General features: G+C 64.2%; 22 protein-coding genes, 6 tRNA genes and 1 pseudogene. 12 read left to right on the top strand and 17 right to left on the bottom strand.

Annotated elements, in window-relative coordinates:
• The first annotated feature begins 28 nt into the window (after positions 1-28).
• The 4 genes and pseudogenes from ehuR to ACUTAF_RS08610 all read left to right on the top strand — a co-directional run.
• Positions 29-1,429, top strand: coding sequence for a MocR-like ectoine utilization transcription factor EhuR (gene ehuR, locus ACUTAF_RS08625; RefSeq protein ID WP_445579584.1), 1,401 nt, complete (start codon positions 29-31; stop codon positions 1,427-1,429).
• A gap of 147 nt (positions 1,430-1,576) precedes the next feature.
• Positions 1,577-2,113: a TRAP transporter small permease gene (locus ACUTAF_RS08620; RefSeq protein WP_445579583.1), complete on the top strand. Its 537-nt coding sequence runs from the start codon at positions 1,577-1,579 to the stop codon at positions 2,111-2,113.
• Between the two features lie 17 nt (positions 2,114-2,130).
• Positions 2,131-3,408: a TRAP transporter large permease gene (locus ACUTAF_RS08615; protein ID WP_445582422.1), complete on the top strand. Its 1,278-nt coding sequence runs from the start codon at positions 2,131-2,133 to the stop codon at positions 3,406-3,408.
• A gap of 12 nt (positions 3,409-3,420) precedes the next feature.
• Positions 3,421-3,606, top strand: a pseudogene (locus ACUTAF_RS08610) (integrase); the annotation flags it as partial.
• Positions 3,607-3,658: 52 nt separating this feature from the next.
• On the opposite strand, the gene ACUTAF_RS08605 reads toward ACUTAF_RS08610, so the two are convergent.
• From ACUTAF_RS08605 to ACUTAF_RS08565, 9 genes are all read right to left on the bottom strand, one after another.
• Positions 3,659-3,745, bottom strand: a tRNA-Leu gene (locus ACUTAF_RS08605).
• 121 nt (positions 3,746-3,866) lie between these two features.
• A tRNA-Cys gene (locus ACUTAF_RS08600) sits at positions 3,867-3,940 on the bottom strand.
• Positions 3,941-3,978: 38 nt separating this feature from the next.
• Positions 3,979-4,054: transfer RNA gene (locus tag ACUTAF_RS08595), tRNA-Gly, on the bottom strand.
• 26 nt (positions 4,055-4,080) lie between these two features.
• Positions 4,081-4,156, bottom strand: a tRNA-Glu gene (locus ACUTAF_RS08590).
• A gap of 43 nt (positions 4,157-4,199) precedes the next feature.
• Positions 4,200-4,275, bottom strand: a tRNA-Gly gene (locus ACUTAF_RS08585).
• Between the two features lie 67 nt (positions 4,276-4,342).
• Positions 4,343-4,903: a CDP-diacylglycerol--glycerol-3-phosphate 3-phosphatidyltransferase gene (gene pgsA, locus ACUTAF_RS08580; protein ID WP_445579582.1), complete on the bottom strand. Its 561-nt coding sequence runs from the start codon at positions 4,901-4,903 to the stop codon at positions 4,343-4,345.
• Between the two features lie 33 nt (positions 4,904-4,936).
• Positions 4,937-6,760: an excinuclease ABC subunit UvrC gene (uvrC, locus tag ACUTAF_RS08575; protein ID WP_445579581.1), complete on the bottom strand. Its 1,824-nt coding sequence runs from the start codon at positions 6,758-6,760 to the stop codon at positions 4,937-4,939.
• Positions 6,761-6,762: 2 nt separating this feature from the next.
• Positions 6,763-7,407, bottom strand: a complete 645-nt coding sequence (gacA, locus tag ACUTAF_RS08570) for a response regulator transcription factor GacA (RefSeq protein ID WP_445579580.1) — start codon at positions 7,405-7,407, stop codon at positions 6,763-6,765.
• Positions 7,408-7,566: 159 nt separating this feature from the next.
• Positions 7,567-7,654 (bottom strand) — tRNA-Ser (locus ACUTAF_RS08565).
• A gap of 130 nt (positions 7,655-7,784) precedes the next feature.
• Here ACUTAF_RS08565 and ACUTAF_RS08560 point away from each other — a divergent pair.
• The 7 genes from ACUTAF_RS08560 to ACUTAF_RS08530 all read left to right on the top strand — a co-directional run bounded on the left by ACUTAF_RS08560 (position 7,785) and on the right by ACUTAF_RS08530 (position 12,042).
• Positions 7,785-8,453, top strand: a complete 669-nt coding sequence (locus ACUTAF_RS08560) for a Bax inhibitor-1/YccA family protein (protein ID WP_445579579.1) — start codon at positions 7,785-7,787, stop codon at positions 8,451-8,453.
• A gap of 142 nt (positions 8,454-8,595) precedes the next feature.
• A complete protein-coding gene (gene tusD, locus ACUTAF_RS08555; protein ID WP_445579578.1) occupies positions 8,596-8,991 on the top strand; it encodes a sulfurtransferase complex subunit TusD in 396 nt (131 codons plus the stop codon).
• On the top strand, positions 8,988-9,347 hold the full coding sequence (tusC, locus tag ACUTAF_RS08550; protein ID WP_445579577.1) for a sulfurtransferase complex subunit TusC: 360 nt from the start codon (positions 8,988-8,990) through the stop codon (positions 9,345-9,347). Before tusD ends, tusC begins: the two co-directional genes overlap by 4 nt.
• Positions 9,347-9,646 (top strand): sulfurtransferase complex subunit TusB, encoded by a 300-nt coding sequence (gene tusB / locus ACUTAF_RS08545; protein WP_445579576.1) that lies wholly within the window; start codon positions 9,347-9,349, stop codon positions 9,644-9,646. Before tusC ends, tusB begins: the two co-directional genes overlap by 1 nt.
• Positions 9,643-9,978 carry a TusE/DsrC/DsvC family sulfur relay protein gene (locus ACUTAF_RS08540; protein WP_445579575.1) on the top strand — a complete coding sequence of 112 codons (336 nt, stop codon included), beginning with the start codon at positions 9,643-9,645 and terminating at the stop codon, positions 9,976-9,978. The genes tusB and ACUTAF_RS08540 overlap by 4 nt, the downstream gene beginning before the upstream one ends.
• Positions 9,975-10,970, top strand: a complete 996-nt coding sequence (locus ACUTAF_RS08535; RefSeq protein ID WP_445579574.1) for a glycosyl transferase family protein — start codon at positions 9,975-9,977, stop codon at positions 10,968-10,970. The genes ACUTAF_RS08540 and ACUTAF_RS08535 overlap by 4 nt, the downstream gene beginning before the upstream one ends.
• A gap of 73 nt (positions 10,971-11,043) precedes the next feature.
• A complete protein-coding gene (locus tag ACUTAF_RS08530) occupies positions 11,044-12,042 on the top strand; it encodes a glutathione S-transferase family protein (protein WP_445579573.1) in 999 nt (332 codons plus the stop codon).
• A 14-nt stretch (positions 12,043-12,056) separates the two neighbouring features.
• Here the strand turns inward: ACUTAF_RS08530 and ACUTAF_RS08525 are convergent, their stop codons facing one another.
• On the bottom strand, positions 12,057-12,707 hold the full coding sequence (locus tag ACUTAF_RS08525) for a hypothetical protein (protein ID WP_445579572.1): 651 nt from the start codon (positions 12,705-12,707) through the stop codon (positions 12,057-12,059).
• A 103-nt stretch (positions 12,708-12,810) separates the two neighbouring features.
• Between ACUTAF_RS08525 and ACUTAF_RS08520 the strand changes: the two genes are divergently transcribed.
• Positions 12,811-13,596 carry a TSUP family transporter gene (locus ACUTAF_RS08520; RefSeq protein ID WP_445579571.1) on the top strand — a complete coding sequence of 262 codons (786 nt, stop codon included), beginning with the start codon at positions 12,811-12,813 and terminating at the stop codon, positions 13,594-13,596.
• Positions 13,597-13,673: 77 nt separating this feature from the next.
• Here ACUTAF_RS08520 and nudC read toward each other — a convergent pair whose 3' ends face one another.
• The 7 genes from nudC to ACUTAF_RS08485 form a co-directional block, all read right to left on the bottom strand.
• Positions 13,674-14,498 carry an NAD(+) diphosphatase gene (nudC, locus tag ACUTAF_RS08515; protein WP_445579570.1) on the bottom strand — a complete coding sequence of 275 codons (825 nt, stop codon included), beginning with the start codon at positions 14,496-14,498 and terminating at the stop codon, positions 13,674-13,676.
• On the bottom strand, positions 14,498-16,177 hold the full coding sequence (locus tag ACUTAF_RS08510; RefSeq protein ID WP_445579569.1) for a ferrous iron transporter B: 1,680 nt from the start codon (positions 16,175-16,177) through the stop codon (positions 14,498-14,500). Before ACUTAF_RS08510 ends, nudC begins: the two co-directional genes overlap by 1 nt.
• Before the next feature lie 46 nt (positions 16,178-16,223).
• Positions 16,224-17,036, bottom strand: a complete 813-nt coding sequence (locus ACUTAF_RS08505) for a crotonase/enoyl-CoA hydratase family protein (RefSeq protein ID WP_445579568.1) — start codon at positions 17,034-17,036, stop codon at positions 16,224-16,226.
• A 197-nt stretch (positions 17,037-17,233) separates the two neighbouring features.
• Positions 17,234-19,477: an Orn/Lys/Arg family decarboxylase gene (locus ACUTAF_RS08500; protein WP_445579567.1), complete on the bottom strand. Its 2,244-nt coding sequence runs from the start codon at positions 19,475-19,477 to the stop codon at positions 17,234-17,236.
• A 122-nt stretch (positions 19,478-19,599) separates the two neighbouring features.
• Positions 19,600-20,358 carry a DNA polymerase III subunit epsilon gene (dnaQ, locus tag ACUTAF_RS08495; protein WP_445579566.1) on the bottom strand — a complete coding sequence of 253 codons (759 nt, stop codon included), beginning with the start codon at positions 20,356-20,358 and terminating at the stop codon, positions 19,600-19,602.
• Between the two features lie 73 nt (positions 20,359-20,431).
• A complete protein-coding gene (rnhA, locus tag ACUTAF_RS08490; RefSeq protein WP_445579565.1) occupies positions 20,432-20,884 on the bottom strand; it encodes a ribonuclease HI in 453 nt (150 codons plus the stop codon).
• A gap of 5 nt (positions 20,885-20,889) precedes the next feature.
• Positions 20,890-21,648, bottom strand: a complete 759-nt coding sequence (locus ACUTAF_RS08485; protein ID WP_445579564.1) for a class I SAM-dependent methyltransferase — start codon at positions 21,646-21,648, stop codon at positions 20,890-20,892.
• Between the last annotated feature and the right edge of the window lie 75 nt (positions 21,649-21,723).

The raw sequence follows: 21,723 nt of genomic DNA, 5'->3' as shown, positions 1-21,723 counted from the left end.
CACTTTTCGTCAAGGACTTTATTGAACTATGACAATAGACCTGAAGCCCTTCATCCGCTCTGGCCAGCCCAAATACCTGGCCATCGGCAATGCCCTCAGTGAAGCGATCAATGCCGGCGCATTGCAGCCCGGCAGCAAGCTGCCGACCCACCGAGAGCTGGCCGAGGTCCTGGGGGTTAGCGTGCAGACGGTAAGCAATGCCTACGCACATGCCGAAAAGCAGGGCGTCGTCTACGCCCAGGTGGGCAGCGGCACCTTCGTGCGCAGCCGCCACGTCAGCCACGAATCGGACTACCTGTCCACCGACGAACACGATGACCCCAGCCGGGGCATCGACCTGTCCACCGCCCATCCGGTGTGCACGGCCCGCCATGTCAAGCTCTACCGCGAGGGCCTCGAACGCCTGTCCCGCGAGGGCCGCGATGATTTCATAACGTCCTTCCACCCGACCCAAGGCCTGACCCTGCACCGTGACGTGGTCTGCACCTGGCTGGCCCAGCAGAGAATGCCGGCCAACCCCGATCACATGTTGTTCTGCAATGGCACCGCGCACGCCCTGACTATTGCCATGGCGACGATACTCAAGCCAGGTGACACGGTACTCTGCGAACACGAGACGGGCATGCTGCTACTGGCCTTGGCGCAAACCCTGCACTTCAATCTCAAAGGCCTGGCCACAGACGACCAGGGCATTCTGCCCGAAGCGCTGGAAACCGCCTGCCGACAGGGGAGCGCGCGGGTGCTGTTCTGCACCCCGACCATGAACAACCCCAACAACAACACCATGAGCCTGGAACGACGTCAGGCGATCGCCGAGCTGGCCCGGCGCTACGACTTGACGGTGGTGGAGGACGACGTTTATGGCGCACTGCAACCGGACCGCAGCCCGCCACTGTCGGCGCTTATTCCGGAGCGCAGCTTCTACGCCACCAGCCTGACCAAGGTGACCTTGCCTGGCATGCGCGCCGGCTATCTGATCACCCCGCCACACTTAGTGCAGCAAGCCATAGGCCGACTTCGCAGTACTACTTGGATGGCCACCCTGATGCCCTTCGAGATCGCCAGCTGGTGGATGCAGGACGGCACCCTCGACCGCATGATCACCTTTCAGCAGCAAGAGTTTGCGGCACGCCAGCAGATGGCCTGCGAACTGCTCACCGCCTGTCGCTACAAGGCCCATCCCAACGGCATGCATATATGGGCCGAACTGCCGGCGCACTGGCAACCGGAAAAGTTCGTCCGCCGGGCACGCCAGGAAGGCGTGATGATCTTTCCGGCGGAGCCGTTCCTGGCCACCGCCGATCGCAACAACCCGTTCGTGCGCATCAGCCTGGGCGCCGAACAGAGCCGCTCGCGCGTTCAGGCTGGACTGGCCACGCTGAATGGGCTGATGGAGGAGATACCCCCTCCCATGCACTTCGTGTTCTGAAATGACGCATAAAGCAGTTCATGCACCATGAAATAGCACATATGTACTGATTCAAATATTGAATTGACATGGTTTTTTCACGGATGTACTGTCTGGCCTCCACAACAAAAAAATGCCTGTCGACATGACAGCAGGCTGGAGGTGGCAATGGCTTGGCTACATAAACTGGACTGGCTGCTGGAAAAGCTCGAGGCGTTTATCCTCACCAGCGCGATCCTGCTGATGGCGCTGAACTCGGTCGGCAATGTATTTGGCCGTTACTTGTTCAGCCAGAGCCTGTACTTCTCCGAGGAACTCAATCAGTTCCTGATCATCTTCGTCACCTTCATCGGTTGCAGCTATGCCGCGCGGCACAACCGCCACATCAGCATGAGCGCCTTCGTCGAGCAACTGACTGGCAAGCCAGCCGCCGCCAGTCTCCTGCTGATCAATCTGCTTACCGCCGCCCTGCTGATGTGGCTGACCTGGGCATCCATTGGTTACGTGCAATCGGCCGCGCGCGTTGGCCGCGCCTCATCGGCGTTACAGTTGCCGCTGCATTACATCTACCTGGTCATTCCACTGGGCTTGGGTATGAGTGGCCTGCAGTTCCTGCGCCACGCCTTCATTCAGTTGCTGGTACTGCTCGGCTGCCGCGAAGCACCGCCGCGGCATGTCGACGCCTCCCTCCCCCCGCAAGCCTGAGTACGCACAGCATGGATATGACTACTGCTCTTCTGCTGATCATGCTGGTCCTGCTGCTGGCGGGCTTCCCCATGATGACAACCCTGTTGGCGGCCGCAGCGGCCGGCTTCCTGTTTTTCTTCAACATGGGGCCGGAGTTCCTAATCCAGCAGATGATCGCCGGCATCCGTCCGTCAGCCCTGGTGGCAGTACCGATGTTCATCCTTGCCGCCGACATCATTACTCGCGGGGCCACGGCCAATAGACTGCTGGATGTCGCCATGGCTTTCGTCGGCCATGTGCGGGGCGGCATGGCAGTCACCACCGCTCTGAGCTGCGCGATGTTCGGTGCCTTGTCCGGCTCGACCCAGGCGACCGTGGTCGGGGTGGGCAGCATCATGCGGCCGAAGATGCTGCAACAGGGGTACAAGGACAGCTTCGCCATGGCACTGATCATCAACGCCTCGGATATCGCCCTGCTGATTCCGCCGAGCATCGGCATGATCATCTACGGCGTGGTCTCGGGCACATCGGTGGCCGAACTGTTTATCGCCGGCATTGGCCCTGGCTTACTGCTGATGGTGCTGCTGGCCGGCTACTGCTACTTCTACGCGCGGCTGGCAGGCATTCCCCGCAGCGAGAAATTTAGCTGGCATGAGCGACTGCGCACATGCCGTCGTGCCTTCCTGCCGCTGCTGCTGCCAGTGATGACCATCGGTGGCATCTACACCGGGGTCTTCAGCCCTACCGAGGCAGCTGCGGTGTCAGTGCTCTATGCGCTGATTCTGGAGGTGTTGATTTTTCGCCGGGTCAAGCTCAGTGATCTGTCGAGCGTTGCAATGTCCACCGGGCTGATTACCGCCGTGGTGTTTATCCTAGTGGCCGCCGGCTCGGCTTTCTCCTGGGTGATATCCTTCGCTCAGATCCCCCAGCAGATCCTCAGCGGTATTGGTCTGATGCAGGCTTCGCCGACCGAACTGCTGATCATCATTTCGATCGCCTTCTTTATCGGTTGCATGTTCGTCGACCCGATTGTGGTAATGCTGATCCTCGTGCCGATCTTTGCCCCGGCGGTACGCCTGTCTGGCCTTGATCCGGTGCTGGTTGGCACCATCATCACCTTGCAGGCGGCCATCGGCTCGGCCACGCCGCCTTTCGGCTGCGACATCTTCACCGCTATAGCGATATTTCGACGGCCCTACTTCGACGTAATCCGTGGCAGCTTGCCGTTCTTCCTCATCTTGCTGCTGATGTCGGTACTACTCATCATGTTCCCTCCAATCACCTTGTTCCTGCGCGATCTGGCCTTTCGTTAGAGCCTGCTCTGAGAGGCGGCAGGAGTTGAAAAAGTGGAGTTCCAATTGCGCGACCTGCGCACTAAGGCTGGAACCGACAAAGCGGAATCAAGCGGCGACATTCTGAGAGCAAGGGACCAGCTAGGCCATACGACAGTGGTCATGACCAAGCACTACATCAGAGATCGTCGAGGGAAGAAAATCACGCCCACACGATGAATTGCGGACCAAGCCATACCGTTGCAAAAAATCGTAATCGCTTGATTTTAAATGGTGCCCGAAGCCGGACTCGAACCGGCACGCCATTGCTGGCGAGAGATTTTAAGTCTCCTGCGTCTACCGATTTCGCCATTCGGGCGGTAGCGCTGCGCTGAAGGGCTGGACTATATACAGCGCCTACAGCACCCGCAAGGCATGGGGATAGCCTTGGAGTAATAAAAAAGCCTCGTAAATCATGGATCTACGAGGCTTTTCTGGATTGGAGGCTGAGGTCGGAATCGAACCGGCGTTCACGGATTTGCAATCCGGTGCATAACCACTCTGCAACTCAGCCTTAAATCAAACGAACCGCCATGGCGACTCGCGTAAACCTGGAGCGGGAAACGAGACTCGAACTCGCGACCCCGACCTTGGCAAGGTCGTGCTCTACCAACTGAGCTATTCCCGCGTAACTACTGCTTTGTACAACAAATTTGGCGTCCCCTAGGGGACTCGAACCCCTGTTACCGCCGTGAAAGGGCGGTGTCCTAGGCCACTAGACGAAGGGGACCTTGGAACTTACTACGCACCTGCTGAAGCAAGCGCTGTAAAACTGGAGCGGGAAACGAGACTCGAACTCGCGACCCCGACCTTGGCAAGGTCGTGCTCTACCAACTGAGCTATTCCCGCTTGTCTTGGTGACGGGCGCCATTCTATAGAATCGAATCGCCGCGTCAACCCTTTGATTCAAAAATACTTATTTCTTTTCAGAGGTGGTGCTGAGGTGCGGCCAGGCGGCCAGCAGGTACTGCAGCATCGACCACAATGTCAGCACCGCGGCGATGATCAGCAGGACATAACCGAGCACCACCCAGAAGGTGAAATGCGGCGGGTTGGCCAGCAAGATCACCAACGCCACCATCTGCGCCGCGGTTTTCCATTTGCCCAGATTGGATACCGCTACATGCGCGCGCGCCCCCAACTCGGCCATCCATTCGCGCAAGGCGGATACCACGATCTCGCGACCGATGATGATCGCCGCCGCCAGGGTCAGCCACAGGTTGGAATGTTCGGCGGCGAGCAGCACCAGAGCCACCGCCACCATCAATTTGTCGGCAACCGGATCGAGGAAGGCGCCGAAAGGCGTACCCTGCTCCCAGCGGCGAGCCAGGTAGCCATCGAGCCAGTCGGTCACGGCGGCAACGGCGAACACTGCGCTGGCAGCCCAGTAGCTCCAAGAGAACGGCAGGTAGAACAGCAAAATGAAGACCGGGATCAGCAGAACCCGGAGCACGGTAAGCAAGTTGGGGATATTCATCGGCACAACTAGGCTGCGAGGTGAACGGGCATTCTACTCGCTGTGCAGGGAGGCATAAATCAACTCGGCGAGCTTTTTGCTGATTCCCGGTGCCTTGGCGATTTCCTCGACGCTGGCGCGGGACAACTCCTGCAATCCGCCGAAGTGGTTGAGCAATTCGCGCCGACGCTTTGGGCCGACCCCCGCCACCTCCTCCAGGGTCGAGGTGCGTCGCGCCTTGCCACGCCGGGCACGGTGACCGGTGATGGCGAAGCGGTGCGACTCGTCACGAATCTGCTGGATCAGGTGCAGCGCCGGCGAGTTGCCCGGCAGGGTGAATTCGTGTTCGGCGTCGTTGAGATAGAGCACTTCCAGCCCCGGCTTGCGCGTGGTGCCCTTGGCCACGCCGAGCAGGACCAGATCGGGCACCGCCAGCTCCTGCAGTACTTCACGGGCCATGGCCAGTTGGCCCTTGCCACCGTCCACCAGCAATACGTCCGGCAGCTTGCCTTCGCCATCTTTGACCTTGCTGAAACGTCGCGTCAGCGCCTGGTGCATCGCGGCATAGTCGTCGCCGGCAGTGACGCCCTCGATGTTGAAGCGGCGGTAGTCGGACTTGAGCGGGCCTTCCGGGCCGAACACCACACAGGACGCCACCGTCGCCTCGCCGCTGGAATGGCTGATATCGAAGCACTCCATGCGCTGCGGCGACTCGTCCATCTGCAGCACCGCGGCCAGCGCCTCGAAACGCTCGGCTAGGTGCTGACGGTTGGCCAGGCGCGCGGCCAGCGCCTGCTCGGCATTGGTCACCGCCAGCTGCTGCCAGCGCGCCCGCGTGCCGCGCACGCGGTAACTTATGCTCAGACTGCGGCCGCGCAGCGAGGCGACGGCCTCGATCAGGGTGGCGAAGTCCTCATGCTGCACGTTGACGATTAACTCGCCCGGCAGATCGCGCTCGACGTTGCCCAGGTAGTACTGGGCGAGGAAGGCCATGAGCACGTCGCCGCCCTCCTCCTCGATCGCCACCTGCGGGAAGAAGTTCTTGCTGCCCAGCACCCGGCCGCCGCGCACGCTGATCAGGTGCACGCAGGCGCCGCCGGGATTGAGCATCACCGCCACCACGTCGACGTCACCGGTACCACCCTCCATGCTCTGCTGGTCCTGCACACGGCGCAGCAGGGCGATCTGGTCGCGTAGCTCTGCCGCCTGCTCGAACTCCAGGGCCATGGCGGCTTTTTCCATGCTGGCGGAAAGCTCGGCGCTCAGCGCATTGCTGCGCCCCTCGAGAAACATCACCGAATGGCGCACGTCTTCCGCGTACTCCTCGGGGCTGACCAAGCCGACACAGGGCCCCTTGCAGCGCTTGATCTGATACTGCAGGCAGGGCCGCGTGCGGTTGCGGTAATAGCTGTCCTCGCACTGACGAACGAAGAAGGTCTTCTGCAGCAGGCTGAGGCTCTCGCGAATCGCCAGCGCGCTGGGATAAGGCCCGAAGTAGCGCCCCTTGGCCTTCTTCGCCCCGCGATGGATACCCAGGCGCGGGAACTTGCCATCGGAGAGGAACACGTAGGGGTAGGATTTGTCGTCGCGCAGCAGGATGTTGTAGGGCGGCCGCCATTCCTTGATCAGCGTCTGCTCGAGCAGCAGCGCCTCAGTCTCGTTGGCGGTGATGGTGGTCTCGATCTGCGCGATGCGCGCCACCAGGGCAGCGGTCTTCGGCGCCTGGCCGGTCTTGCGGAAATAGCTGGCCAGGCGCTTCTTCAGATTCTTCGCCTTGCCGACATAGAGCAGCTTGGTCTCGCCATCGAACATGCGATAGACGCCCGGGCGACCGCTGCAGGTCGCCAGGAAGGCACTCGAGTCGAAGGGGGCGGACATCTTCAGCTGACGGCGTCGACCATGCCGTGGCGCACCGCAAGCAGAGCCAGCTCGACGTCGCTGGTAATGGAGAGCTTCTCGAAGATGCGGTAACGGTAGGTGTTGACCGTCTTCGGCGACAGGCAAAGTTTGTCCGAGATGTTCTGCACCTTGTGGCAATTGGCGATCATCAGCGCGATCTGAATCTCGCGCTCGGACAACAGATCGAACGGCGAGCCATTGGTCTGCGGCTGGAAGGACTTCAGTGCCAGTTGCTGGGCAATCTGCGGATCGATATAGCGCTGGCCTGCGAATACCAGGCGGATCGCCTGCACCATCTCGTCGAGCGCGGCGCCCTTGGTCAGATAACCGGCGGCACCGGCTTGCAGCAACCGCGTAGGGAACGGATCTTCCTCGCAGACCGTTACCGCGACGACCTTGATATCGGGATGGCTGCGCATCAACTTGCGCGTGGCTTCCAGGCCGCCGATGCCGGGCATCTTGACGTCCATCAGCACCACGTCCGGCTTGAGCTCGCGCACCTTGAGCAGGGATTCCTCGCCGGTGCAAGCCTCGCCGACCACCTGCAAGCCATCGATGTCGGCGAGCATGCGTGTGATGCCTGTGCGAACCAGATCGTGGTCGTCAACCACCAGCACCCTAATCAATCGGCCACCTCGTTGCACCTTGTCAGCCACCGCTCGTCGGTGAAGTTGAACTTGCCAGCCAGCTTAGCAAAATGCCAGCGACCGACCTATCTTGGCGCACAAAAGTCAAAAAGCAAGCGCCAGATAACGATCAAGAAACTGCGGAATGCGTAAAGGAATTGGCGGAGGCGGTGAGATTCGAACTCACGGATAGTTGCCCATCGACGGTTTTCAAGACCGTTGCCTTAAACCACTCGGCCACACCTCCGCTGCAGTGCGGGCGGCAATCTTACCGGAACGCAACACACTGTCAAACTCTGCGCCTTGGCAGCTTGTTCGGCTCTGCTATGATCCGGGTCATTCGAATAACGTACCCTTCGTGCCACAGGAGCGTTGCCATGCAAGAGCAAGACTACCTACTCAATCACTCGCAGGCCGAGCAGCTGGAAGTCAGCCGCGTTCTACGCAATACCTATGGCTTGCTGGCCATCACTCTGGCCTTCAGCGGCCTGGTCGCCTTCCTCAGTCAACGCGCCAACCTGCCCTACCCGAACTTCTTCGTGGTGCTGATCGGCTTCTATGGCCTGTTCTTCCTCACCTACAAGTTGCGTGACTCGGCCTGGGGCCTGGTCTCCACCCTGGCCCTGACCGGCTTCATGGGCTACACCCTCGGCCCGATCCTCAACCGCTACCTGGGCATGGCCAACGGCGCGGAAGTGATCAGCTCGGCCTTCTCCATGACCGCACTGGTGTTCTTCGGCCTGTCGGCCTACGTGCTGACCACCCGCAAGGACATGAGCTTCCTCAGCGGCTTCATCACCGCGGGCTTCTTCGTCCTGCTCGCCGCCGTGCTGGCCAGCTTCTTCTTCCAGATCAGCGGCCTGCAACTGGCGATCAGCGCCGGCTTCGTGCTGTTCTCCTCGGTCTGCATCCTGTTCCAGACCAGCGCCATCATCCATGGCGGCGAGCGCAACTACATCATGGCTACCATCAGCCTGTACGTTTCGATCTACAACCTGTTCGTCAGCCTGCTGCAGATCTTCGGCATCATGGGCGGCGACGACTGATTCCTTTCGTCCCCTTCGAGCCCGCTTCGGCGGGCTTTTCTTTGTCCATGCGTTGCACCGCAGCCGCCTCGGTCAACGACTCTTTGTCTGCCACAGGTCCCTGGCCTTATCATTGGCGCAGTTTCAGCTCGCCGGACGCTCCATGAAATTCGCCATCGCCCTGTTCGCCGCCCCCCATATGCCCGCCTCGCGCCGGGCCTTGCGTTTCGCCCAGGCGGCACTGGCCGGCGGCCATGAGATCGTGCGGCTGTTCTTCTACCAGGACGGCGTGCACAGCGCGGCGAGCAACGTGGTCAGCCCGCAAGACGAACTCGACCTGCCCCGGGAGTGGCGCGAGTTCGTCGAGGCGCAGCAATTGGACGCCGTGGTTTGCATCGCTGCCGCCCTGCGCCGCGGCGTGCTCAACGTCGAGGAAGCGCAGCGCTATGGACGACCGGCAGCCAATCTACAGGCGCCCTGGGAGCTGTCCGGCCTCGGCCAGCTGCATGAAGCCGCGCAGCAGGCCGACCGCCTGGTCTGCTTCGGAGGCCAGCAATGAGCAAGTCGCTGCTGATCATCAGTCGCCAGGCGCCCTGGAGCGGCCCCGGTGCCCGCGAGGCGCTGGACATCGCCCTGGCCGGCGGCGCCTTCGACCTGCCCATCGGCCTGCTGTTTCTCGACGATGGCGTGTTCCAGCTGGCCAACGCTCAACAGCCTGCCTCGCTGCAACAGAAGGACCTCGGCGCCAATCTGCAGGCCCTGCCGCTGTTCGGCGTGGAGGCGCTCTATGCCAGCGCCCGCAGCCTGGGCGAACGCGGGCTCGGTGACGCCGAGCTGATTCTTGCCGTGCAGCGACTGGACGACGACGCGCTAACCAGACTACTCGATCGTTACGACCAGGTGATCACCCTCTGATGGCCACCCTGCATATCCTCTCCCATTCGCCCTTCGCCGACAGCCGTCTGCTCAGTTGCCTGCGCCTGCTCGGTGCGAACGATGCCCTGCTGCTGACTGGCGATGCGACCTATGCGCTGCAGCCAAACACCGCCAACCTGCAGGCGCTGCAATTGCTGCCAGCCGGCATCGCGCTCTATGCCCTGGGCGAAGACCTCGCCGCCCGCGGCCTGCAAGCGCCCGAACGGGTGCAGGCGGTGGATTACCCCGGCTTCGTCGAGCTGTGCACCCGTTACACCAGGGTCAACAGCTGGCTATGAACGCCCTGAAACTCGACGGCCGCGAGATCGGCCTGGATAAGGACGGCTACCTGCTCGACCTGCAGGACTGGTCCGAGCCGGTCGCCGAAGCGCTGGCCGCGGCGGAAGACCTGCAGCTGAGCGCCGAGCATTGGGAAATTCTCCAGTTGCTGCGCGCCTTCTACGCCGAATTCCAGCTGTCGCCAGCCAATCGCCCGCTGATCAAGTACGTGGCGCTCAAGCTCGGCCCGGACAAAGGCAACAGCCTGCATCTCAACCGCCTGTTCAAGGGCACTCCAGCCAAACTGGCGGCCAAGCTCGCCGGCCTGCCGAAACCGACCAATTGCCTATGAACCTGATCACTCCTGCCGAACACCCCTTCGCCCAGTTCGTGCGCATCCTCGGTAAGGGCAAGCGCGGCGCGCGCAGCCTGACCCGCGAGGAAGCACGCGAGGCCATGGGCCTGCTGCTCGATGGCAAGACCGAGGATACCCAGCTCGGCGCCTTCCTGATGCTGCTGCGACACAAGGAGGAAAGCGCCGAGGAACTGGCCGGCTTCACCGAAGCGGTGCGCGAGCGCCTGAGCGCGCCGGCCACGGCCGTCGATCTGGACTGGCCGAGCTACGCCGGCAAGAAGCGCCACCTGCCCTGGTATCTGCTGGCCGCCAAGGCGCTGGCCGCCAGCGGCGTGCGCATCTTCCTGCACGGCGGCGGCGCGCATACCGCCGGGCGCCTGTACACGGAACAGCTGCTGCAGCAATTGGAGATTCCCCTGTGCCGCGACTGGGCGGAAGTGGGCGCTACCCTGCAGCGCCAGCACCTCGCCTACAGCTACCTGGGCGACTGGATGCCGGCGCTGCAGCGCATGATCGACCTGCGCAACACCCTCGGCCTGCGCTCGCCGATTCATTCGCTGGCGCGCGTGCTCAACCCGCTCGGCGCGCGCTGCGGCCTGCAGAGCATCTTCCATCCCGGCTACCAGGCGGTACATCGCGACGCCAGCAGGATGCTGGGCGATCACGCCATAGTGATCAAGGGCGAAGGTGGCGAGATCGAGGTCAATCCCGATGCCGCCTGCCATCTGCATGGCACGCAGGATGGTCAGGTCTGGGATGAGGAATGGCCGGCACTTTCGGCGCAACGTCACGTCAAGCCGGAAAGCTTGCAGCCCGAACAGCTACTCGCCTTCTGGCGCGGCAAGCGTGAAGACGCCTACGGCCGTCTGGCGGTGATCGCCACCATGGCCCTGGCCCTGCGCGGCCTGGGGTTGCCGCGTGAACAGGCGTTCGTCGAGGCCGAGCGGCGCTGGCAGGCGCGACTCGAATCGACCCGATCGATGGGTTAAGCCAGCTTTTTCCACCTTTCAATCGACAGCAGCCCGTTAGACTCCGGATTCAGTCAAAACGGAGGAAGGCGTGATGGGTTTGCTGATCGATGGACACTGGCACGACCAGTGGTACGACACCGGCGATAGCGGTCGCTTCCAGCGCGAGAGCGCCCAACGGCGCCACTGGATCACCGCCGACGGCAGCGCCGGGCCGAGCGGCGATGGCGGCTTCCAAGCCGAGGCCGGACGCTACCATCTCTACGTATCGCTGGCCTGCCCCTGGGCCCATCGCACACTGATCCTGCGCAAGCTCAAGGGCCTGGAGCCGCTGATCGAGGTATCGGTGGTCGGCTGGCTGATGCGTGAACAGGGCTGGACCTTCGACCGCCACTTCGGCTCCAGCGGCGACCGCCTCGACGACCTGCGCTACCTGCACCAGCGCTATACGGCCGACGATCCGCACTACAGTGGCCGGGTCACGGTGCCGGCGCTATGGGACACGCAGAGCGGCGGCGTCGTCAGCAACGAGTCGGCGGAAATCATCCGCATGTTCAATTCGGCCTTCGACGAACTGACCGGCAATCGCCTGGACTTCTACCCCCAGCCGCTGCGCGAGCGCATCGACCAGCTCAACGAGCGAATCTACCCGGCGGTGAACAACGGCGTCTACCGTGCCGGCTTCGCCACCACCCAGGCCGCCTACGAGGAAGCCTTCGACGAGCTGTTCGCCACCCTCGACGCGCTGGAGGCGCTGCTGGGCGAGCAACGCTACCTGGCGGGCGAGTACCTGACCGAGGCCGATATCCGCCTGTTCACCACGCTGATTCGCTTCGACGCCGTCTACCACGGGCACTTCAAGTGCAACCTGCGGCGCCTCGAGGACTACGCCAATCTGTCCAACTGGCTACGCGAGCTGTACCAGTGGCCGGGCATCGCCGAGACCGTCGACTTCACCCATATCAAGGGGCACTACTATGCCAGCCACGCGACCATCAACCCGACCGGGGTGATCGCCAAGGGCCCCGCGCAGGACTTCAACCGCGCCCATGATCGCCAGCGCCTGCCGGGCAGAGGTGTTTTCCAGCGTTAGGCCCGACGCGCGGCTCAGCGCCAGTCCTTGAGCGCCGCCTCTGCCGCCGGATTCATCGGTTCGGCCAGCAGGCCAGTCGGGGTCAGACTGATGCTGTACACCGCGTCGGCGGCGAGCGGCAGATAGGTCACCCGCAACGCCTGCGGGTCGAACAGCAGCAGGTCACGCTGACTCAGGCGCAGCCAGCGCCACAGATCGACGCCGTACGGGCTCTCGGCCAGCTGCACGCGACCGTGCTGGACCAACGCCTGCTGTTCGATGGCGAGAAAGCGGCCGGACAAGCGCTCCAGGCGATAGCCCGGCTCCAGACCAATCAGCTCGGCCAGCCCTTTCCAGCGGATCAACCGGCCATCGAGCTGCCAGAGGTCGCCTTCCAGGGTCAGCGTCCGCTCGCGATCGCCCTCCAGCAGGCTGACACGATAGCGCTGCGCGCCCTCGGCCTTGAAGCTCAAGGTAGCCAGCGGCTTGCCCTGCGGCAACGGCGAGTAGCTGTAGAGGTCGTAGGCGCCCAGACCGATCAGCCCGGCCAGGGCGAGAAATGCCAGACCGCAGGTGCCACGGAGCCAGCCGAGGAACCAGCCGGTATTGAGCAGAATGCGCAGTGCCACCAACAGCACCAGCACGGCCAACAGCGCTACCGCCCAGGCCAACCCGTCGTATTGCATCGATTGCGTTCCTTCCGCCGGAAAATCCCGGCATTATGCGCAGCTCGCCGGATGCCGAACAGACGGCAGGCTGCGCACTCGCCCACAAGTCGACACTTTATCCATGCCCTTCGCCCTAGAGCTCGCCATCGACCCCAGCACCCTGGCCATTCTGGCTCTGGTCGCCTTCACCGCCGGTTTCATCGACGCCATCGCCGGAGGCGGCGGTCTGCTGACCATTCCCGCCCTGCTCACCGCCGGCCTGCCGCCGCACCTGGTGTTGGGCACCAACAAGCTGTGCGCCACCTTCGGCTCGGGCACCGCGGCGCTGACCTTCTACCGGCGCAAGCTGTTCGCTCCCGCAGACTGGCGCGGCGCGCTGTTGGCCACGGCGATAGGCGCCCTGCTCGGCGCGCTGATCGCTCACTGGCTGCCGGCCGAATGGCTCAACCAGATGCTGCCGGCCGTGGTATTCGCCTGCGGTCTGTACCTGCTGTTCGGCCGCACGCCGACGGCGCCGAGCGAACAGAACCTGCCCATCACTCGCGGCCGTCAGTGGCCGCAGGGCCTCGGACTGGGTTTCTACGACGGCGTCGCCGGCCCCGGCACCGGCGCCTTCTGGACGGTCAGCAGCCTGCTGCTCTACCCGCTCGATCTGGTTCGCGCCAGCGGCGTGGCGCGAACCATGAACTTCGTCAGCAATGCGGCGGCGCTGGTGGTGTTCATCGCCTTCGGCCAGGTAGCCTGGGTGCTGGGCCTGAGCATGGGCGCGGCGCTGATGGTCGGCGCCTTCCTCGGCGCGCGCACGGCGATCAAGGGCGGCTCGAAATTCATCCGCCCGGTGTTCATCCTGGTGGTGCTGGCGCTGACTGCGCGCCTGGCCTGGCAGCACTGGTTCGGCCAGGCCTGAGCCAGTGCGGTGCCGGGGATTAACTGAGGGCCAGGCAAGGGTGGATGGGTAAGCGTCAGCACCCGAAATGAGCCGCCTTACGCCGGCAGCATCGGCTCGGGCAGCCCCAGCCGGCGCGCGACGTACAGGTCGATCAGATAACGGGCGATCGAGCGAGGCGCCGGTAATGGCGGCAGGTCATCGACGCGGAACCAGCGGGCATCCTCGATCTCGTCCGCCTGCATGACGATCTCGCCGCCGGCGTACTCGGCATGAAAGCCGAGCATCAGCGAATGCGGAAACGGCCAACCCTGGCTGCCGAGATATTGCAGGTTGCGCACTTCCAGTCCCACCTCCTCGCGCACCTCGCGCGCCACGCAGTGCTCGACCGACTCGCCCGGTTCGACGAAGCCGGCCAGCGTACTGTAGACGCCGGCCACGAAGCGCGGCGAGCGCGCCAGGAGGATCTCGTCGCCACGCGTGACCAGCACGATCATGCTCGGTGAAAGCCGCGGATAGTGCTGCGACTCGCAGGCATCGCAACGCATCGCCCGCTCTCCCGGTAGCTGACGGGTCGGCGCGCCGCAGCTGCCGCAGAAGCGGTGCTGGCCGTACCAGGTGCCGATCTGTGCGGCGTAGGTCAGCATGCGGAAGGTTTCCGCCTCGCCCTGCAGCATGAACTGGCGCAGGCTCTGCCAGCTGGCGCCGTCCAGATGGGTCGACTGCGGCACCTGCAGCAGATAGACGGGATCGTCGGCGAAGTACCCGATGCCCTGCTCCGCGAGGATCTCCAGCTCCTGGCGCTTGATCCAGTCGCGGGGGAACAGCACGCCGTTGGCATCGACGAGAAAATGCTGCTGACAATAGAGCAAGGCCCAGCCACCTGAGTGGGCGGGATCGAGAAACGCGTTGCGCCAGCTCATCAGGCGGCCACCGGCATGCCCAGCGCCTTGACGCTTTCCTCGGCCAGGTCGAGCACACTGGGCTGGGTCTCCGGACGCAGCACGGCGCCGGCTTCCAGGTAGTACTCCAGGCTGCTCAGGGCGTCGGCCAGGGTCTCCAGCATCTGCTCGGAGGGCATCTGCGCAGCCTCGAGCATGCGCGTCTGGATATAGCCGGCGCAGCCTCCCACCAGCATCGCCGCGCGACGCTGCTCGAGAAACCACAGCCCGCCGCGCACCGCCTGCAGACTGAACGGCACGTTGGACAGGTGCATTCTGTCGCCACCCGCCTCCAGGTAGGCGGTGATCGCCCGCTTGGCCAGCGCCAGGCCGGCGCGAGCCTCGTCAACCACCACGATGCGCGCCTCGTTGAGCTGGTGGCTGGCAAAGGAATCGGCCTCGCCGCCCGACTGGACCGGGGCTGGCCGCGCGTCACGGCTCGCACCGCGCTCCAGGCTGGCGACCATGCCTTCGACATACAGCACGGCGTCGGCCAGCTTGTGCAACTGCTCCGGCTGCGGCGAGGCGGCATCGCTCCAGGCGGCGACGATCGGCAACTGCGCACTCAGCGAGTTGCCGGCGGAGCTCAGGCCCACCATGCCCAGCGTCTTGGCCAACCGGCCCAACACGGCGTGCAAGGTAGCCAGGGTCTCGGCCTGCAGCGTGCCGCGCTCGAGCAGATCGAGCATGTCCTTGACACTGGCCAGCTCCTCGCGGATGGCAGTGGACAGCGAGCGCATCACCGCCTGCCCCGGACCGGCCAGACGCTGGTATTCGGCCTCCAGCAGATGATCGGTGAACGGCAGCGGGGCCAGACCGAACACCTCGCGCACCGCACTGGCGTGCGGCCCACGGCTGTCGGCCAGCGCCACCAGATACAGCAGTTCCTTGAGCAGGCTGCGTGGCGTCTCGTACTGGGGGCTGCCGAGCATCAGCTTGAGCTCGCGATCCAGCCGCGAGAACAACTGCTTGCGCGACTTGCGCGGCAGCAACTGACCGTCGCTCTGCGCCTCGAGCGCGGCAGCACCGATCCAGCACATGCGCCCGCGCGGCTCGTTGGCGAACAGGCTGTCTAGGCGGCCCATGGCGCGCACCATCAGCTTGAGACTGGCCTGCGGATTGTGCTCGCGAATGAAGCCAAGCAGCCCGACCTCGTACATATGACGCAAGCGCCTGGCCTCGGCGAGCTTGGCCGCCCCGTCGAGTGGCTGGCTGGCGCTGCGTGGACGCGCATGGTCCAGACGCACGCTGAAGAAGAAGCTCTCCGGCAACGGCTGCTGGCCGCCGGCCTGGCGCAGAACGTTGATCGCCGGCAGCAGTAGCTCGGGCATTTCCTGGCGGTGGGCGTCGACGCTCTCCAAGTAGCGGCGCAGCACATGCAGGGCGTTGCTCAGCGCCGCCAGTTGCACGTCACGCTCTTCGCCGGCACCGGCCGGAATGTCGGTAGCCTGGTCCAGCACTTCCTGGGCCAGCAGTTCGGCACCGGCCAGCTCGACCAGATTGAGCGTGCCGCGCACCTGCTGCAGACTTTCCACCGCCTGCTGCAGCAGGCTGCCGTTGTGGCGCTCGGCGATGAAGTGCTCGAGGCTCTGCTCGGCCTCCTCCATGGTGACGAACAGCTCATCGCGCACCAGGTTCAGGGACGTGGCTCCACTCACCATACGCAGGGCACCTCGCAGGTCACGACGAACAACGATCGGCAAGGCATCAGTCGGCGAACTCCGGCTTCTGCTTGGTCATGTGCGCGGCCATCGCCAGGCGCAGATCTTCAGACTGCAGCATCGCCGCGTTCCAGGTGGCGATGTACTCCAGCCCGTCGTCGACCCGGTGGTCGCGCATGTAGCGGATCATTTCCTTGGTGCCGCGCACGGCCACCGGCGATTTCGCCGCGATCTCGGCGGCGATCTGCATCACCCCGGCGAGCAGCGTCTCCTGGTCCTCGAAGGTGCGATTGACCAGGCCGATACGCTGGGCCTCGGCGCCGTCGATACTGCGCCCGGTGTAGGCCAGCTCGCGCATCATGCCGTCGCCGATGATGCGCGGCAGGCGCTGCAGGGTGCCGACGTCGGCGGCCATGCCCATGTCGATCTCCTTGATCGAGAACTGCGCATCCAGCGTCGCATAGCGCATGTCGCAGGCGCTGACCAGATCGATGGCGCCGCCCAGGCAGTAGCCCTGGATGGCCGCCAGCACCGGCTTGCGGCAATTGTCGACGGCATTGAAGGAGGCCTGCAACTCGAGAATCTTGCGCCGCAGCGCGTCCGCGTTGCGGCCGACATCCTTGCCCAGCTGGGCACCGACCGAAGCCAGCAGCATCAGATCGATACCGGAGGAAAAATGCTTGCCGGCACCGGAGAGAACCACCACGCGCACCGCATCGGTGGCGTCGACCCAGCGGAAGATCTCGATGATCTCGCGCCAGAAATCGGCGTTCATCGCATTGATCTTGTCCGGACGGTTGATCTGCACATGGGCGATCTTGTCCGCCAGTGCGACGCGAAAGGCTTGGTAGTCGGACACGGCAGTCATCCTCAGTCGTTGGCTCGGCAACGCACGCATTATTTGTGATTAAAACCGAGCAACTATAACAAGCAGGACATAAAAGTCGATGCTCGCGCCTGTGACGCAGAACACGCCCCGGAAGTTAAAAACTTCTTTGACTATCGCGAATAAAAGGTTGATCTACCGAGGGTCTTACCCTCGGCAGATAGGTGGCCTCACTCCACCAGGCAGTCGACGCAGTACTGATCCTGCTCGTTCTGCAGGCCGTGCACGTCGATGTCGAAGCCCGGGAAGGCCTGGTCGAAGGTGCGGGCGAACGCCAGGTAGTCGAGGATCGAGCGGGTCTGCGCGGTGAACCGCTCACCCGGCATGATCAGGGGGATACCCGGCGGATAGGGCACCAGCATCACCGCGGCGATGCGCCCCTCCAGTCGATCGATGGGCACCGCCTCGACCTCACCGCGCACCAGACGGTCGTAGGCCTCGGCCGGCTTGATCGCCACCTCCGGCAACGCCGTGTACATGGCCTTGAGCGCCTTCGCCGTGGCGTTGTCGCGATAGCAGCCGTGCAGCGCCTGGCACAGATCGCGCAGACCCATGCCCTGATAGACGCCCGCCCCGAGCTGAGCGATGGAGGGCAGCACCTGCGCTAGCGGCAGGTTGGCGTCGTAGCTGCGCTTGAATTCCAGCAGCTCGGTCAGCAAGGTGCTCCACTTGCCCTTGGTGATGCCCATGGAGAACAGCACCAGGAAGGAATACAGCCCGGTCTTCTCCACCACCAGCCCGCGCTCCCAGAGGAACTTGCTGACCACCGCGGCGGGGATTCCCTGCTCTTCCAGCTTGCCGGCGGCACTGAGCCCAGGCATCACCAGCGTCACCTTGATCGGGTCGAGCAGCACGTAGTCGTCCGCCACTTCACCGAAGCCGTGCCAGTCGTCGCCCCGCTGCAGCAGCCAGTCGGCGGTGGCCAGGCTGTCGGCGCCTTCGGCCGCCGTCGGTTGCCAGATGCTGAACCACCAATCCTCTGCCGCCAGGTTGCGCCGCACGTTGGCCAGGGCGCGACGGAAGCTCAGCGCCTCGTCGAAGGTTTCCTGGATCAGCGAGCGGCCGGCCGGGCCCTCCATCATCGCCGAGGCCACGTCCAGCGAGGCGATGATGCCGTACTGCGGCGAGGTAGAGATGTGCATCATGAAGGCTTCGTTGAAGCGGTCGCGGTCCAGCTGGCGCACGCCGCCGTCCTGCACGTGGATCATCGAGGCCTGGCTGAAGGCCGCCAGCAGCTTGTGCGTGGAATGGGTGGTGAACACCAGCGGCGAGTGGTCGTCGCACTGGGTGCCCATGCCGTAGCGGCCGGCGTAGAACTCGTGGAAGGCGGCGTAGGCGTACCAGGCTTCGTCGAAGTGCAGCACCTCCACCGAGTCGCCCAGGGCTTGCTTGACCATCTCGGCGTTGTAGCAAAGACCGTCGTAGGTGGAGTTGGTTACCACCGCTAGCTTGACCTTGGGCGCGCGACCACGGGCCAGCGGGCTGGCGTCGATCTTGGCCTGGATCGATTCCTTGCTGAACTCGGAAATGGGGATGGGCCCGATGATGCCCAGCTCGTTGCGCTCCGGGCACAGGTACAGGGGGATGGCGCCGGTCATGATGATCGAGTGGAGGATCGACTTGTGGCAGTTGCGATCCACCAGCACCAGGTCGTCACGCCCCACCATCGAATGCCAGACGATCTTGTTCGCCGTCGAGGTGCCGTTGATCACGAAGAAGGTGTGGTCGGCGCCGAAGTTGCGCGCGGCGCGCGCCTCGGCCTCGGCCAGGGGGCCGGTGTGATCGAGCAGCGAACCCAGTTCCGGCACCGACACGGACAAGTCCGAGCGCAGCGTGTTCTCGCCGAAGAACTGGTGGAAGGCCTGGCCCACCGGGCTCTTGCGGTAGGCCACGCCACCGCCGTGGCCGGGGGTGTGCCAGGAGTAGTTGGACTGCGCAGTGTGCTGCACCAGCGCCTTGAAGAAGGGCGGCAGCAGGCCGTCGAGGTAGTTGTGCGCGGCGCGCGCCACCTGGCGGGCGAGGAAGGACACGGTGTCCTCGTACAGATAGAGAATGCCGCGCAGGTGGTTGAGGTCGGCCATGGCCTCGGCCGGCGCGTTCTCGATGGTGACCTGCTCGCCGAGCGCGAAGATCGGCAACTGCGGCGCGCGGACCCGGGCGATGCGGATCAGCTCGACCATGTCCTGCAGCAGGCGCTGGTTCTCCCCCGCTCCCTCGGCCGCCACCAGGATGCAGGCCAGGCCATGGTGAGTGGAGGCGACGATGCGCCCTTCGGCGGCGCTGGCGGTCGGCAGGATGCTGAAACCATCCTGCTCCAGCTCACGAGCGATGGCGCGCACGCGATCGCCGGCGACGGTGTCGGCCTTGATGTCGCGATGCACGATGAGGACGGGGAACTTGAGGTCTTTATACATTGTGATGTCCTGAAGGCTGGCAGGCCCTCGCCTGCCCATCGCCTCAGGTTAGAGACTCGCCCGAACGGGCGGAACCCCCAGTGCGTCACGCTATACGAAAAGGTCGCAATTGCGTTGTTGGCTTATTCCGCCGACTGCTCCAGCTGCGCCCACAACGACGGACCGCCAGCGGACTTCTCGATGGCGGCCAGACGCGCCAGGTGCGCCGCCAGCTCGTCCTGAGTGGCACGAATCACCCGCGTACGTGGCCGGGCGACATCCAGACGCCGGATCGGGGTGGCTTGCTGACGACCGCCGCCATCGCCGTCGGCGCCTTCGCCGGCCAACGACAGGTTGGTCTGGCCACCGGTCATCGCCAGGTAGACATCGGCGAGGATCTCCGAGTCGAGCAAGGCGCCGTGCAGCTCGCGATTGGAATTGTCGACGCCGTAGCGCTTGCACAGCGCATCGAGGCTGTTGCGCTGCCCCGGATGACGCTCGCGCGCCATCATCAGGGTGTCGAGCACCGAGCAGTAGTCACTGACGTCGGCGCGTTCGCTCTGCCCCAGCAGGGCGAACTCGTTGTTGATGAAGCCGACGTCGAACGCCGCGTTGTGGATGATCAGCTGCGCGCCCTTGATGAACTCGTAGAACTCATCGGCCACATCCTTGAACCGCGGCTTGTCGGCGACGTATTCGTTGGTGATGCCGTGAACCGCGATGGCGCCTTCGTCGATCTCGCGATCGGGATTGAGGTAGACGTGGAAATGCCGCCCGGTCAGCCGCCGACCGAGCAGCTCGACGCAGCCGATCTCGATGATGCGGTGTCCTTCGGCGACCGGCATACCGGTGGTTTCGGTATCCAGCACCACGTACCGGTTGACGGTGTTATCGCTTGTCACGCCTTGCCCCTCTGTTCAATCGTTTGCCCCACGCAGCCAGCGCGGCATGTTACCCCAGCTCACGGCGCCGGGCTCAGCACGCGGCGCGCACTTCGTCGACGCCGCGGTTGGCCAACTGGTCGGCGCGCTCGTTGCCTGGATGGCCGGTGTGCCCGCGCACCCATTGCCAGCTGACCTGATGGCGGTTCACTTCCTCGTCCAGCTTCTGCCAGAGGTCGGCGTTCTTCACCGGTTCCTTCGCCGCGGTTTTCCAGCCGCGCTTCTTCCAGTTTGGCAGCCACTCCTGGATGCCCTTCATCACGTACTGCGAGTCGGTCACCAGCTTGACCGAACAGGGCCGCGTCAGGGCGATCAGCCCGGCGATCGCCGCCATCAGCTCCATGCGGTTGTTGGTGGTGCAGGGATCGCCACCCCACAACTCCTTTTCCACGCCCTTGAACACCAGCAAGGCGCCCCAGCCGCCAGGGCCGGGATTGCCCTTGCAGGCGCCATCGGTATAGATCACTACTTGATCGGTTTCAGACATCGTTCCTAACGCTCGGCATTGCGCCGGCTGACCTTGGCCACCGGCATCGGCAGCAGCTTGCCCATGGGTTCGCGACGTGCCGGACGCAGCGGGCGCAAGCCGACCACCAGCTTGCGCGCCACCAATAGATAGAAGCCGGCGCCCGGCATTTGCCAGGCATCGCCCCAACGCTCCAGCCTGCCCAGGCGCGATTGCCAGGCCAGCGAAGCGAGCGGCGGACGATAGCACCCGAAGCGGCGTTTCTCCAGCGCGAAACCAAGCAGGGTCAGCCAGTCGCCGACCCGATTGGCCGCGATGCAGCGGGCCCGCCTGAAGCCATCCGCGGCGAACAGACTACGCGCGCCCCAGCTGCTCCAGGGGTTGATGCCGATGATCAGCAGATGCCCGCCCGGCCTCACGCTGCGCGCCGCCTCGCGCAACAGGCCGTGCGGCGACAGACTGAAGTCCAGCCCATGCTGTAGCACCACCACGTCGGCGGCATGCTCGCTGAGCGGCCAGGCCTGTTCCTCGCAGACGATCTGCACGCCGGGCAACGGCGCCCCCAGGCGCACATTGCACTGGATCTGCCCGGCATCCGGCGGCGCTTCGGCGCCGGGGCCGTAGCTGACCAGGTAGCCGCCGAAGAACTTCGCCAGCTCCGCTTCCAGCACGCGTCGCTCCTCGCTCAGCAGCAACTGACCGAGCGGACCGGCCAGCCAGGCGCGCGCCTCGCCGATAAGTTTCATCCAGTCGGGGTCGGCCTGGGCGAATGCCTGCTCGCTCATCGGATATCTCTCACGCTCGAAGCGGCCAAGCGCCGCCTGCTTCCACTTGCAGCTTGTTGCTCGAGGCTGCTCGTA

Source organism: Pseudomonas sp. SP16.1, assembly GCF_052682975.1.
The sequence above is the reverse complement of the archived record's forward strand: the minus strand, read 5'-3'. Positions and strand labels throughout refer to the sequence as shown.